The organism is Massilia rhizosphaerae (assembly GCF_016093545.1).
In the GTDB taxonomy this organism is placed as follows: Bacteria; Pseudomonadota; Gammaproteobacteria; order Burkholderiales; family Burkholderiaceae_D; genus Telluria; species Telluria rhizosphaerae.
Genome location: NZ_JADKYX010000024.1, coordinates 107,414 through 121,074, shown reverse-complemented (window position 1 = coordinate 121,074; position 13,661 = coordinate 107,414). Strand labels below are relative to the sequence as shown.

At 63.6% G+C, this 13,661-nt stretch carries 11 protein-coding genes and 1 pseudogene; 3 read left to right on the top strand and 9 right to left on the bottom strand.

Annotated elements, in window-relative coordinates:
• On the top strand, window positions 1-359 hold a 359-nt coding region (locus ISF28_RS26680; protein WP_198120215.1), incomplete at its 5' end, for a transposase.
• A gap of 4 nt (window positions 360-363) precedes the next feature.
• Here the strand turns inward: ISF28_RS26680 and ISF28_RS26675 are convergent.
• From ISF28_RS26675 to ISF28_RS26660, 4 genes and pseudogenes are all read right to left on the bottom strand, one after another.
• Window positions 364-651: a hypothetical protein gene (locus tag ISF28_RS26675; RefSeq protein ID WP_198120214.1), complete on the bottom strand. Its 288-nt coding sequence runs from the start codon at window positions 649-651 to the stop codon at window positions 364-366.
• Between the two features lie 9 nt (window positions 652-660).
• Window positions 661-4,872 (bottom strand): polymorphic toxin type 37 domain-containing protein, encoded by a 4,212-nt coding sequence (locus ISF28_RS26670; protein WP_198120213.1) that lies wholly within the window; start codon window positions 4,870-4,872, stop codon window positions 661-663.
• Between the two features lie 468 nt (window positions 4,873-5,340).
• Window positions 5,341-5,733 (bottom strand): annotated as a pseudogene (locus ISF28_RS30775) (IS1634 family transposase); the annotation flags it as partial.
• A gap of 43 nt (window positions 5,734-5,776) precedes the next feature.
• Window positions 5,777-5,965 carry a hypothetical protein gene (locus ISF28_RS26660; protein WP_198120211.1) on the bottom strand — a complete coding sequence of 63 codons (189 nt, stop codon included), beginning with the start codon at window positions 5,963-5,965 and terminating at the stop codon, window positions 5,777-5,779.
• 219 nt (window positions 5,966-6,184) lie between these two features.
• On the opposite strand from ISF28_RS26660, the gene ISF28_RS26655 reads away from it, so the two are divergent.
• Window positions 6,185-6,619, top strand: coding sequence for a carboxypeptidase regulatory-like domain-containing protein (locus tag ISF28_RS26655; RefSeq protein ID WP_198120210.1), 435 nt, complete (start codon window positions 6,185-6,187; stop codon window positions 6,617-6,619).
• A gap of 15 nt (window positions 6,620-6,634) precedes the next feature.
• On the opposite strand, the gene ISF28_RS26650 is transcribed toward ISF28_RS26655, so the two are convergent.
• On the bottom strand, window positions 6,635-7,360 hold the full coding sequence (locus tag ISF28_RS26650) for a DUF3108 domain-containing protein (protein ID WP_229519410.1): 726 nt from the start codon (window positions 7,358-7,360) through the stop codon (window positions 6,635-6,637).
• Between the two features lie 34 nt (window positions 7,361-7,394).
• Complete coding sequence (locus ISF28_RS26645) at window positions 7,395-8,570, bottom strand: DUF3108 domain-containing protein (RefSeq protein WP_198120208.1); 1,176 nt, start codon at window positions 8,568-8,570, stop codon at window positions 7,395-7,397.
• A gap of 122 nt (window positions 8,571-8,692) precedes the next feature.
• Between ISF28_RS26645 and ISF28_RS26640 the strand changes: the two genes are divergently transcribed.
• Entirely contained in the window at window positions 8,693-9,436 is a 744-nt protein-coding gene (locus tag ISF28_RS26640) for a PhaM family polyhydroxyalkanoate granule multifunctional regulatory protein (protein ID WP_198120207.1), read from the top strand.
• Window positions 9,437-9,534: 98 nt separating this feature from the next.
• Here ISF28_RS26640 and ISF28_RS26635 read toward each other — a convergent pair whose 3' ends face one another.
• The 3 genes from ISF28_RS26635 to mnmC1 form a co-directional block, all read right to left on the bottom strand.
• The gene (locus tag ISF28_RS26635; RefSeq protein ID WP_198120206.1) at window positions 9,535-11,208 is read right to left on the bottom strand and encodes a tetratricopeptide repeat-containing response regulator; all 1,674 of its coding nucleotides are present in this window, start codon (window positions 11,206-11,208) and stop codon (window positions 9,535-9,537) included.
• Window positions 11,205-11,927: a sensor histidine kinase gene (locus ISF28_RS26630; RefSeq protein ID WP_198120205.1), complete on the bottom strand. Its 723-nt coding sequence runs from the start codon at window positions 11,925-11,927 to the stop codon at window positions 11,205-11,207. Before ISF28_RS26630 ends, ISF28_RS26635 begins: the two co-directional genes overlap by 4 nt.
• 72 nt (window positions 11,928-11,999) lie before the next feature.
• A complete protein-coding gene (mnmC1, locus tag ISF28_RS26625) occupies window positions 12,000-13,658 on the bottom strand; it encodes an FAD-dependent 5-carboxymethylaminomethyl-2-thiouridine(34) oxidoreductase MnmC1 (RefSeq protein ID WP_198120204.1) in 1,659 nt (552 codons plus the stop codon).
• Window positions 13,659-13,661: the final 3 nt, after the last annotated feature.

Here is a 13,661-nt window from a genome sequence, read left to right as displayed (position 1 = left end):
ATGACATGAAGATGGTATGCCCGACAATCGAAGATTTGCAGTTGGACCGGCCAACGCCCACGTCAGACAGTCCGCAGGGACTGTGCCTCGACAAGGGCTACGATTATGAGCAGGTACGCCAATGGGTCGAGCAGCTTGGCTTCACCGCGCATATCCGGGCACGTGGGGAGGAAGCCCAGGACATCAGTAAAAATGCGGGGTTTCGCGCTCGACGTTGGGTCGTCGAGCGCACGCACAGCTGGATGAACCGGTTTCGGGGTCTGCTGATCCGTTGGCCGAAGAAAGCGAGTAATTACCTTGCCTTTCTTCATCTGGTATGCGGAATCATCGCCTGGCGCTCAGCAGGTCTACTGGGATAGCCTCTTAGTCAAACATGTCACTGGTCCAGTACCAGCGCGGCTCCCGAATCCAGTTAAACTTCGACTTTTCCGACAATACTGCCAAAGGCTTAAGAGGTATCATATAACGTCGTAGCAGCCCGACCAGATCGAAAAATCCTTCACGATTAAGCTTAGCAATATTCAAGGTCAAACACAAACTGGTATCAACTCCTTTAATCTTTTGAACTCCCGGAATATCCTTAAGTCCATTGAAAAAGCGTTGCTCGTCAGCGTATGAGTAGAACTCACTCAAATCGATCAATATTTTCACAATAGGTCCTTATCGTCGTTTCCCGCCAGGATAGACGTTAATATAACCGCCCCCGGGCTTCTGGACATCCCAATGCGGCCCACCATGCGCATTTGAGCCTTGACCCGTAGGTACCCATACGTTGCCGTCAGCGTCGATCCACCCAGATCCACGTCCACCCGGCGCCTTACCCCACTGCGGTCCTTTCTTCGGTTCACAGAAACCCTCTTTATCCCCTGGCTTTCCCGGTGCCTTTGAGCCATTGGGATCAGTGGCATCGGATGGTGGCTTGCCGACTGCGGCATAAGCCCAATCGGGAAAATCCCAAGTCGGAAGATAAGGGCTTGGCTTGAGCAAATCACCAATGCTCGATGGACCTGACGACGTCCCTGGAGTTACCGGCATGGGTATACATATCGGTCCAGCTGCAGTCATCGCAGGCACGCAGGCCTGCAATCCGGTCGGATCGACGGAATTAGTCGGGTTACCACCGACATATCCGTATGTATTGATCCCAGCCGCAAGCCCAAGCGGGTCGCTCTGGATATACCGACCAATCGACGCATCGTAATAGCGGTTCCAGTTGTACCACAGACCAGACTCCGTATCATAGTACTGCCCCGGAAATCCGATATTCAGCCCACCAATCTGGTCCACGACCACCTGACGCCGATCAAACGCCGCGTTCTCGGCACGCCACACGACATTGCCCGACGCATCCGTCAGCACTTCCGGCCGTCCGACCTGGTCGTTATGGCTTGCATAAAACTGCCCGTTGCGCGCGATGCCCAACAACTGACCGCCGAGCCAAACATAGTTGGTCGTGACCGAACCATTAATCTCGGTTAGCAACTCTCCTGTCGGCGCATAAACGAAATACGTATAAACACCATTCGCAATTTTAAGTACCCGCCGACCAAGTGCATCGGTGCGGTAGTCTCCCATCTGTACGCCGTTCAGGCTGACCGACTTCATGCGATCGAAATTGTCGTAGCCGTAGGTACGATTGCCGTCGTTACGGTTATCGGTCACGACGTTGCCGGCACCGTCATAACCGTAGTTGCGCCAGATGTTTGTACCCGGCACGCCGATCGCTGTCAACCGGTTGCTCCCATTTGCAATCGTATAGTTGTACCCGTTGTTATCGCGGATTTGCCCGGTTGTCCCGCTGCGGTTACCGGCCAGGTCATACTGAAAACTCTGCGGGTCCGTGCTGCGGTTGACCGTCGTCAACCGGTCGACCGGATCATACGCAAACGTCTGGCTCAGGTTCGCATACACGTTGTCGGTGATCGACGAGATGGTGTCAGTGTTGAAATAGCCGAACGACAAGTCGTGCTTGCCCGGCGTCGCGATGCGTTGCAGCCGCTTATCCGTATCCAGCGTGAACATGCGCGGCAGGCCATTTCCGAAGCGCCATGCGTACACGGCATCGCTGGCCGGCTGATACAGGAACCCGTTCGCCAACGTGCTCCAGTTGCCGCCGAGGTTACTTGTGACGGACGAGACGCGTCCGTAGGCATCGTAGCCATAATTGACGACGAAGCCGTTCGCATACGTCAGGCTTGCCAGGCGACCGGCCGCGTCGTAGTTCCAGCGCGTCGTCGGCGTTTGCAGGCCATAGATATTGTTGGTCTGCTGGACGACATTCCCCAAGGCGTCATAGGTATAAGTCGTTTGGCCGGTCTGATCCTGGAAATGTGTCAGACGGCCTTTGCCATAAGCACCTTCGTCATACACGAAAATCTCACCCTGGCCATTCGACGAGCGCGACGTCAGGCGGCCGAGCGCGTCCCACCCGGAGGAAATCGTACCGTTCGCATACCCCGTCGTGACGACACGCCCGCCTGAGTCGTACTCATTTGCAATCGAGCCGGAATCCGGACTGCCCACGGCGATGGTCTCACCAAAGCCGTTGTAGTCGTAATAGGTAATGGCCCCGTGCGGATCGCGGATGCCTTGCGGCAACCCCCGCGCATTCCGGTCGATAAAGGTCACGCCATTATCGGGATTGGTAATGCGATCCAGACGGTCCGCGGCATCGTACTCGTACTGGATCGTCCGGTTTGCCGCATCGGTCTGGGTGACGACATTGCTGTTGTTGTCGTAGCCGAACCGGGTACTCTGGCCATTATTCCCCTGCTGAACAAGCGGCCTGCCCTGGCTGTCCATTCGCGTCCTCGCAATGAACTGTCCCGATGCGCTTCCCGTTGGCGTCGAGCCATTCCAGTTCGGGACCATGCGATCGGAACTTGTCGTCCACGTGTTCGTACCGACATTGAACGCGCTGCGAATGTACTCCCCGGCTGCGTTACCGACATATTCGGGCCGCAGGGACACATTATATTGATAACGGATCGCGTGGCCATCGGGATACGTAATCGACAGGGGCTGACGGGCATGGTTGTACGCATACCTCGTCGTCAACGCCCCGGACGGCGCGTTCAAATTCGACGACGCCAGATTGCTTTTTTCGTCCCAGACGAGTGTCGCCGTGACGCCATTCATATCGGTGATCGCGCCAGGGAAACCGCGTCCGTTATAGCCACGGTAGGTAATTTGCTGACCCAGCGGATTGGTGACGGTAGCGAGATTGCCCGCCGTGTCATAGGTATAAGTCGTGGTCGCCGGCCCGGTAGGCAAGGATTGCGTGACGGCCAGCGACGCCAGCGTACCGTTGGATTGGAACGTATAGCCGTAGGTGGTCCGCCTTTGTGTCCCTTTGATTAAGTCGATCCAGGTTTCGCTTGCCACGTTGTTCAAGCCGAAGCCGCTCGTCACATACGTGTAGTTGACCTGCAGATAGCCCTTTCCATTCGCGTCCTGGTAAGTGACGGATGAGAGGTTGTCACCTGACCAGGTATTGACCTGCGTAAGGGCGGCTGCCGTTCCGGAGGCAGTCGTCTTTTGCTGCAGTTTCCCCGCTACATCATACGTGGAAATGGTCGTATTGCCGTTCCAGTCCACCTCCGAGCGTACCCAGCCGTTCGCGTCGTAATTCGTGCTTGCGGCGCTTGCTGGGCAAGTCGAGGATGCGGCACGCGACACGCTTGCGATCTTCAATCCGCCCTGCTGGGGCACGAAATTGAAGGTCGTGCTCTGCCCGACGGCGTTTGTCAACGTCGTCGAATTCGTGCCATAGACAAATGTATCGTTGACCTCTCCGCTCGCCAGCGCGCTGCTTTTGACACGCCGGGTGGCATCGTAGGAATATGTGCTGTACCGCGTTCCGTTGATCGCGATGCCCGTCAGGAGATCGAAGCCATACGGGCTCTCGTAAAAATAGGTGCGGACGTCAGGCGACGTGCCAGGCGACGTCACGGACGTGAGCAGATTCACGTTCGTATAACCGTAGCGCCATTGATTACCGTCCTGATCAGTTGCTACAGAAACGTAGCCGTCGGTATTGTAGGAGAAATCAATATAATGGCCGATGCCATTCGACACCCTCGACGGCAGACTCTTGAACGGCCCGGCATAGGTAAAGTTGAGCAGGACTTCGTTACCGACGGTGGTGACGCGCTGAATCGCCCGCGTCGTCGCCGAATAACTGTAGCGTACGGAATTAATGGTGACATCGTACGCCTGTCCGGGCGTATAAGTCATCGTTCCCAGCGCAGAGGAACTCTTTACCGTATAGCTGCCGATCGTACCGGTCGACGTATAAGTGTATTGGGCACCGTCCGGGAACGTCATCACCACGGACGTCGGGAAGCATTGGTTCGGATAATCTGTGCTCTGGGCGCACCCGGAGATTTGCAATGCCGGGTAATCATACGTCGACGCCCAGTGGTTACCGAACATGCTGGTATTCGTGGCGAAGCTGCGGTACGTACGATCCAGACTCATACCATACTTGCCGTTGCCGACAATGTCGTGTTCGACCTTGTACTTCTCGCCGGTAGCGAGAATCACCGGATTGCCGGTGGATGGGTTGGCGCAGTCCCCGATCGACGAGTTGTTCGTCGATGCGGGTGCACGCTTTTCCCGATTGCTTGCCCCTCCCCTCTCGACACCGGACAGATTGCCAAAAAATGGCATCGGCTGCGGGTTTGTCCCAGGGGGCGGATGATAGGGCCGTATGTCTGACACATGAACTTGCGGAGTATCTCCTGGGGGAGGTGGTGGTGGTTCCCTTGGCTCCAGATTATGTGGCACATTGTTATCTTCGTTCCCGGCAGACACCGTGCCGCCGACAGCGCCGAGCGCCAGCGCCAGCGAAAAGGCGAGCACCTTCGCCATCCTGTCTTGTCTCAAGTTCATAATGGCATCACGCAATTGATTTCCAAACGTTAATTTTACTATTGAATTTTAGTGACATTTGCGCGGATTCTCACAATCCGCAAATTTTTGCTATCGAGTAAATTGGCAAGGAGGCTGTCCACAACGGGACTTGAGGGCACCTCGAAAAACCGTCGCGAGCGGCAGCAAATTTGGTTGAGAAGCGCAGCTGTACGAGCAGTACAGCGAGCATCCGCGCAGCTGGTTTTTCGACGTGCCTTGATTGCCAGAAGCCGGAGATAACGCGCAACCGCGACAAGCGCGGCGATAATGGCGGCGGCCGTGGAGATGGGGCCGCTGGCGGGGGGAGGAGATTGCGGCGGTCAAAGCGATCCTGGCAAGATTGCGGCTTGCCGACCGCTGCGGCGGGATATTACGCCCAGTTCTTGTCGCGCTGGCGACGTACGGCGGCTGCGCCGAAGACACCAGCCAGCAGGGGCCGATCTCGATTTCCGATTTCAGGACGCGAAAGCCGCGCTCGATATCGGCGAGCGATTTGTAGCGTTCAATGACCTCGGGCGCCGTCAGGCCGATGGCATTGGTGGCCAGCAGCAGCTTGCCGTCCATCAGGCGCACGTGTCCGAGCGCACGCTCGTCGATGTCATAGGTGAACCTCTCGCTCTTGAGGTCGATGCAGACGATGCGGCTCAAGTGGGCATCGCAGACCTCATGGCAGAAGCGGGCGCGAGCGCCGCCGTCGGACAGTTTGCGCCCGTGGCTCTTGCGGCCGGCACCCTGCGCATCGAGCTTGCCGCTCCATTCGGCCGCCCGATGACCTCGGGCACGATGCCGGGCAAACCGACCGTCTTGAGCCAGCGCAGCACGCCGGGTTTGGAATCCGGATCGCACAGGCGGTTAATCACCATCACGCGCACCAGCGCTTCGACATCAATGCGGTGGCGCGTGCCGACTCGAAGCTGATGGACAACTGCGGCGCCGCTTCCGGCACCGGGCACCCGGCAACGCGCGCCAACCCGGCGATGACGGAACCAAGTTCCGGGCCGAGCTGCGATTCGCCCTTGATGTCCCCGACCTGCAAATAAGCGTCGATCATGCAGTCCTCCGTTGAAAGTTAAACGGAGATTCTTGCCCGACTTTCCTGGACGGACTTGGCGCGGCTCATTCCACCAAGGAACGCACGTCAACAAACGACCAGCCTGTTTTCAGGATCTGGCTATGTCGCGCAGCAAGTGACAAGCTTGTGCTATGGTTCAGCCCATCGACAGGCTTGGGCGACGATCCGGCCGGTCGATCGGCAACAAGGAGAACAGCCATGCAACGAGCACTTGTGAGCGCGGCCATGGTCTTGGCCGTTGCATTGACATCGACCGCCGCCCTGGCGGCCACCACCCCGCAGCAACAGAACGGCATCACCTATGTCAACGGCGGCATCGGCCAGGAAGAGCAAGACGCGATGAAAGCCCAGCGCGCCGACTACAACCTGCTCCTGACCTTCGCTTCCAAACAAAGCGGCGCCTACCGGTCCGACGTCCAGCTCGACATCATGGATGCCAAGGGCGCCGACCTGGTCAGCGCGGCGAACACGGGTCCGATGTTCTTCGCCAAGCTGCCGCCGGGCACGTACCACATCAGCGCGGCGGCCGAAGGCAAGACGTTCAAGCGCACCGTCAAGGTCGGCAAGGCGCCCAAGGAAATCATCCTGCACTGGGAAAACGATTCTCCGGACGATCCGGGACCGGGCGAATGAGCGCCTGTTCCAAGGCTACTTCTTGACGATCTTTTCGAGCGTCTGCTCGACGTAATCGCGGTCGTTGTCGGTGAAGCGCAGCTTGACGGGATACCACTCGTGTCCCGGCGCCAGCCAGATGTCCAGCGTCTGGTCCTTGGAGTCCGGCGGCGGCGCGCGCATCACGTGGACGGCGTCCACTTCGCCCAGCGACGCGCCGGCCTGGACCTTTTCGCGGCCGACGACGCGGAACGTCCACGGGTCGGCGTCGCGCGGGCCGACGACGAAGAACCGCCATTCCGAACCCGGCTTGAACTTGTCCTTCGCGGCGCGGGCGATCGCCACCAGCTGCCACGAGATCGACACGCGGTCCTGCTCGCCGCCCTTGAGCGGATAGCGCTTGTCGCCGTCGCTGAAGGTGATGACCTTCTCGCCGCGGTCGAAGGTGGCCGTCGTCGGGTCCTTGCGGAAGCGCTTGTCGTAGTACGTCGTCGGCGCGAGGCCCCAGTTGTCGACGATGCCCGTGCTGCGGTTCTCCGTCAGCTTGCCCAGCAGCGCGACACGCGACTCGGCGGTGATCGAATACTTGCCGTCGTTCGCGCGCCAGTTGAGCGTGGCGTCACCGTTCAGGTTGAAGCCGTGCTGGCGCGCGCTGATGGAATAGACCAGGTCGGCCGACGGCGGCAGGTCGAACGGACGCTTGATGGCCGGATGCTCTTCCGCCGCGACCGCGTGGCCGCCCAGCGCAGACATCAGCACCATTCCCGCGCCTGCCATTGTTAATACTTTCTTCAATTCACGCTCCTGCTGGTTGAATCACGATCTTGTTCACGGTCTGGGTCGTCACAGCCCCGCTCGCCTCGACGTTGCGGATCTGGACCGGATACCAGCCATAAGCCGGCGCCAGCCACAGTTCCAGCCGCGAATTGTACGAACCGGGCTTGGGCGGACGCACGAGGTGCCACGTGGCGATGCGGCCCAGCGGCGTGTCGATCTGTTCCTGTCCCGCCACCATGAACGTAAAAACGCTTGCGTCGCGGTCCTCGCCGACAAGGATGTCGATATTTCCCGACAATTGTTTTGGGTCACCGCGCGCGATGGCCGCCAGCTGCAGCGGCACGCTGGCCTTGTCCTGCGCGCCCGGCACCAGCGGATACGTCGCCGCCGACGCCGAAAACGTCAGCGTGCCCGCCTGGCGATTGAAATGCGTCGCCGTCATGGCGCGCCCGCGCCGCTTCTCCGTCATCAAGGTGGGCACGAATCCTTCGTCGCCCACCGTGCCCTCGCTCGTGAGGGCGAGCAGGTTCACGTGCGCGAACATGATGCTGATGCCCGCCTCGATGCGCACGCGGTAGCTGGACGGCGCCACCCGCCACGACAGCAGCGCATCGCCGCTCCACTTCGTGCCGTTCGCGTCCGTGCGCGCGACGTCGAGCGTGATGTCGGCCGACGGCGGCATGTCGACCTTGTAGCGGTGCGCTGCCGGCGCGGCCGGCGGCGGTGCCGGCGCCGCGGCGGCCTGCTGCGGCGATTGTACGGTGAGCGGGCCGGGGGCGGCGCCATCCTGACCCGTTTGCCGTCCGGCGGCGCCCGCGGCGGCGATACCGTCGGCTTGCGGCGTCAGTACGGGCACCGCATCGGCCGCCGTCCCGTCGGGCGTCCCCGGCGCCGGCACGGCATCGGCCGGGCCCGGCGGCGGTACGGCGGGGACCACGGGCACGAGCGCCACCTCGGGCAAGGGCGGCGGGGCCAGCGCGGGCTGCGGGGGCGGCATGGGCGACGGCGGCCGCGACTTGGGCGCCTCGACCAACTCGGCCGTCATGGACGCGGCTCGTGTCCGCAGCGGACGGTCGGGCAGGCGGCCCACCTGGCCGGCGAACCAGACGAACACGAGCACGTGAAACAGGATGGTGAGCACGCCCAGCACCAGTTGCCGGCGGCGGCCGCGGTTCGTAGCGTAAGCGGGACTCATCCGCGTAGTGTAGCCGGTCCCGCCACGCGCCGCCGGCCGTACGCACGCCCTACCTTGCATTCGCATCTATATCCGCTCTTATTTATCTGTTACGCTAGCGGCGACCAATTCGGGAGACCACCATGCTGAAACCCTCCGCCCCCATGCCCGGCATGACGGACACGCTGGACTTCGTCAAGAACCTGTGGGGATCCATGCAGATCCCCGGCACCGGCCTGTCCGGGATGCCGGGCATGGCCACGCCGCCGATGTCGGCAGATGATCTGGACAAGCGCATCGCCGACCTCAAGGCCGTCGAATCGTGGCTGAATCTGAACCTCACGATGCTGCGCGGGACCATCCAGGCCCTCGAAGTGCAGCGCGGCACGCTGGCGACGCTGAAATCGATGGGCGCCTCGATGGCCGAAGCGATGCGCCAGTCCGGCGTCAGCGCGGAAAAGATGGCAGGGATGCCGTTCGCGCCCTTCTTTGGCGCGCAAGCCCAGGGCGGCAGCGCCGCCGCGAAGGCGCCGGCGGCCAAGCCGGGCGCGCCGGCCGCGCCCGCGCCAGGTGCGGCGGCACCGGCTGCGGCTGCGGCGGCTGGCGGCGGCACGGCACAGCCGGGCACGGCCACGCCGCTGCCGTCCGGCGCACCGGATGCGTCAGCCAACCCGGCGGCCATGGCGATGCCGGCCGCCGTCGCATGGTGGAATATGCTGCAGGAACAATTTACGCAGGCGGTCGCCAGTGCGATGACGCCGGCGGCGGAGCCCGCAGGCGGCGCACCGAAAGCGGAGACGTCCAAGGCGGCGCCCAAGCCGGAAGCGGCACCGAACGGTGTCAATGGCAAGCCGCGCGCAACCCGCACAAAAGCCGACAAACCCTGACGTAGGGTGGGCATTTGAGGCCGGGGGCCTCAAATGAAATGTGCCCACCATTCAACGTTTGCGATACGCCGGCGTTTGGTGGGCACGGGGTGCCCACCCTACGCTGCTTCTGGCTCGGCCGTAGGCTGCAACTGCGCCAGCTGCTCCATCAATTGCGCAAAGCGCTGCTGCCCCGGCAGCAGGCGGTCGACGTGGTGCAGCACGTCGTAGGCTTCGTCCGACAGCGCGGCATCGTAGCCGTGCTGCTGCATGTGCGAGACGAGGATCTGGGCCGCGTTGAACAGGATACGCTGGTTGTTCGGCACCTTCTTGCGCGCCTGCCGCATCCACTCGACGGCGTCCTTGAGCTTGCCTGTCTTCCACAGCAGCACGCCCTGGTTCATCAGGTCGGTCGCCTCCTTCTTCGTCGCGCGGATCAGGTCCTGGCCTTCGTCGCCGAGGCGGGCCTTGTCGAAGATTTTCTGCACCTCGTCGAGCAGCAGCGGGTTGTCGTGGTTGTTGCGGATCACGTAGCACAGCAGCTCGACCGGCGCATCCTTCACGCCCACGGCGAACAACAGCGTGGCCAGTTCCAGGCAGGTCGGGATGTCGGGACGGTCCTCCGTCGCGTTCAGCAGATCCTCCAGCTCGTCGCCGGCCTTGCGCGCGCGCCGGTAATCGCCGCTCTCGTGGTAGACGAGGCCCTCCGTGATCTTGGAGCGCAGCGCGATGTCCGGATAATCGGCGGCGAAGTCGCGCTGGACCTGCAGCAGCAGCTGCAAGGCCTCTTTCGGATCGTTCTTCTGGCCGCACACGCGCGCCAGGCCCAGGTAGGCGTCGGGCGTCTTGAGGATCGAATACTCGCCGATCGCGATGCATTTGCGGAAGGCCTTTTCGGCCAGCTGCACATTGCCAACCTTGAGCGCGACGTTGCCGAGATTGCGCTGGCGCGGCACGGAATTCGGCGACAGCTTGGCGGCCCGTTCCAGGATCGCGCACGACTCTTCCAGCTTCCCCAGGTTCTGGTACGCGAGCGCGAGGTGGTCGTAGGCGTCGATGTAATAACGGTTTTCCGCGATCACGCTCTGGAAGGCCTGTCTCGCCTGTTCGAACTCGCCGTTGGCCATGCGGATCTTGGCGATGCCGGCGCGCGCCCACTGGTACTCGCGCTGTTCCAGCACGCGCTCGTACACGTCGCGCGCCTTGACCGGTTCGCCGCTCTTTTCCATCAGCTTGGCCTTCATGCGCAGCAGGTCGATCTCGTGCGCCTTGTGCGCCTCGACGGCCGCGTCGCACAGGCGCGCCGCGCGCAGGTAATCCTTCTCGGCATAGGCCTGGTCGATGAGGCGGAAGATCTGCTTCTTGTGCCACACGCGGTTCAGGCGCGTGAGCAGCACGCCTTCCGTGATCGGCTTGATCAGGTAGGCGTCCGGCTGGTGCTCGGCCGCGCCCATCACGGATTCCACGCTTTTTTCGGCCGATACCATCAGCCATACGGTGCTCGGATTGACGAGGTTGCGCACGCGCGCTTCCTCCAGCACCTGCTGGCCGTTCTTGCCGTCGCCCAGGTTGTAGTCGCACAGGACGACGTCGTAGCGGATGCGCGCGAGCAGGCCCATCGCCTCGCCGCCGGACGACGCCTGGTCGATGTTCTTCGCGCCCAGGCTGCGCAGGCTTTCGCGCAGCAGCTGGCGCACGCCGACGAAGTCGTCGACGATCAGGTAGTTCTTGTCGGCCCAGTCGATCTCGGCCACCGCCACGGCCTTGACGGATGCGTTGGCGGGCGCGTTCATGGCAGGCTCAGGATGAAGCAGCCGCCGCCGTAGCGGCCGCCGTTCTCGAGGCGCAGCGCGCCGCGCCGCTCGCGGTGGCGGTGCATCTTCGCGACCTCGCTCGAGAAATACAGGCCCAGGCCCGCGCTATTGGTCAGGAAATTCATCCCGCCCGCCGTGTCGCGGGTGGCGATCGCGCCCGCTTTCAGCAACGCGGGCGGGTAGCCGGGGCCGTTGTCCTCGACGCGCAGCTCGAGCCAGCCGTCCTCCGTCGCGCGGATCGCCAGACGCACCGTGTCGCAGGTGTAGTGGATGGCGTTGTTGATCGCATGCGAGAGCACGCCCACGATCAGGTCCTCGTCGAAATGCCAGACGAGTTCCGGGTCGTAGTCCAGCTCCAGCTTCATGCCGCGCGACGTCAGCAGCACGCGTTCCAGCGCCACCACCTGGTCGACCAGCTGTCCCAGCTCGAGCGGCTGCACGTCGAACGGGTACGCGGGCGTGCCCACCTGCTTGTACAGCGCGAGCAGCTGCATCAGGTTGTCGTTCAGGCGCTTGGTCTGGTACAGCATGTGCGCCATCTGCGTGTACTCGGGGTCCGTCTGCGGCGATGCCTGCGAAGAATGCGCGACCAGCAGCCGCTCCAGCGTCCCGGACAGGACGCTGATCGAATTCTTCATATCGTGCGCGGTCGAGGCGAGAAACAGGGACAGCTCTGGCGCGTCGGGGGTGTCGTCCATGTCCGGTGTGTGCGTAAAATGTTGCTCCGCACACATTATATACCGTTGAAACTTTCGGTTTCTCGAAAGAAATCAATTTCCGGCTTGTGCCCCCCGCGGCGCGCGGCGTGCGCGCAACACGAAGCGGGCCGGATCGAGGGCGTCGACGAGGCTGGATTCCAGCGGCAGCGGCTCGCCCTCGATCTGCGCGGCCAGCAATTCGGCCGCCAGGCCGGCCCAGATCAGGCCGCGCGACGCATACCCGAGCAATGCGTACAGGCCCGGATGGCGCGGCACGTCGCGCAGGCGCTCGGTGGTGCCGGCGGCGGCGAAATCGGGCAACCGGCCCACGAGCGGCAGGCGGTCCGGTGCGATGCAGCGAAACCCGACCCGCCCTTCCAGCGGCGCGTCGCGGGCAGCATCCGGGTCGGACAGCAGGCCGCGCAGGCGCTCCAGGTTTTCCGCGTGGCTGGCGGGCGACAGGGCCGGATCCGGGTCGGCGTCGTAGGTGGCGCCCGCGCTGCACACGCCGCCGGACGGCGGCGTCAGATACGCTTCGCGGCACAGCACGACGGGCAGCTTCGGCACCATGTCGGCCGGCACGTGCGACACCTGCCCGCGCAGCGTCGCCAGGGGCAGCGGCGCGGCCTGCGGGACCTGCACGGCGCCCGCGCCGTTGGCGAGGATCAGGTTCGGCGCGCAGGCCACCGTGGCGCCCTGCGCGTCCTTCAGGCGCCAGTGCTCGCCGGCGCGTTCGATGCGCACGTCGCCCACGCCGAAGCGGCGCTCCAGGCGGCCGCCGCACGCCGCCAGCATGGCCTCGCAGACGCTGCCGGGCCGCGCCCAGCCGGCGCCGCGGAACAGCCAGCCGCCGTCCGGCGCCGGCAGGCCGAGCAGCGCTTCCGCCTGCGGTTTTTCCAGCCACTCGGCGAAATCGGGCGGCAGGGACTTGTCCGCGGCGATGGCGCGCTGCACGGCCGCGTGATCGGCGTCGCGCGCCAGTTGCAGCACGCCGCACGTGTCGCCCTCGATGGCGCGGCCGATGCCGCCCAGGCGGTCCCAGTGGCGCAGCGCGTACAGGTAGGCGGCGCGCGTCAGGCGCGTGGGCACGTTGTCGTCCTTCGACAGCAGCGGCATGAAGATGCCGGCCCGGTTGCCCGACGCTTCCATCGCGGGCTGCGGCTGGCGGTCGACGAGGGTCACCTGCCAGCCGCGCGCGCACAGGCGCTCGGCCGCGGCGGAACCGGCGATGCCGGCACCGAGCACGATGGCGCGCCGCTCGGGCTTGGGCGGCGCCGGCGGGCGCGGCTTGCGGCTGGCGAAACGCGCGCGGCGGCCGTCGGCGTCGAACACGAAGCCCTCCGCCTTCAGCGCGGCGACTTGCTCCGGCGTGAGGCCTTGCGCGAGCACACGGGCGTCCCGCGCGGCCAGGCGCGCCACGTGGCGCGCGAAGTCGGTGCCGGCGTGTTCGATGTCGTGCAGGCGGAACAGGTCGACGCGCGCCGACAACTGGGCGAGCGCATCCGCGAGCGGCGCGCTGATCAGGTCGAGGGTCAGGCCCGGCTCCGCCTGCGGCATGCGGTGAAAGCCCGGCAGCAGGTGGTCGCACAGGGCGATCACGTGCAGGTTGGGCGAGCGGTGCGGGTCGGTGCGCCAGACGTCCGTCAGGACGCGGACCGCGGTCCCGTCGCCGTAGTGCGAATCGAAGACGGTATAGCGGGCCCGGGTGCACCAGCAGGCGCGGTAGTCCATGGG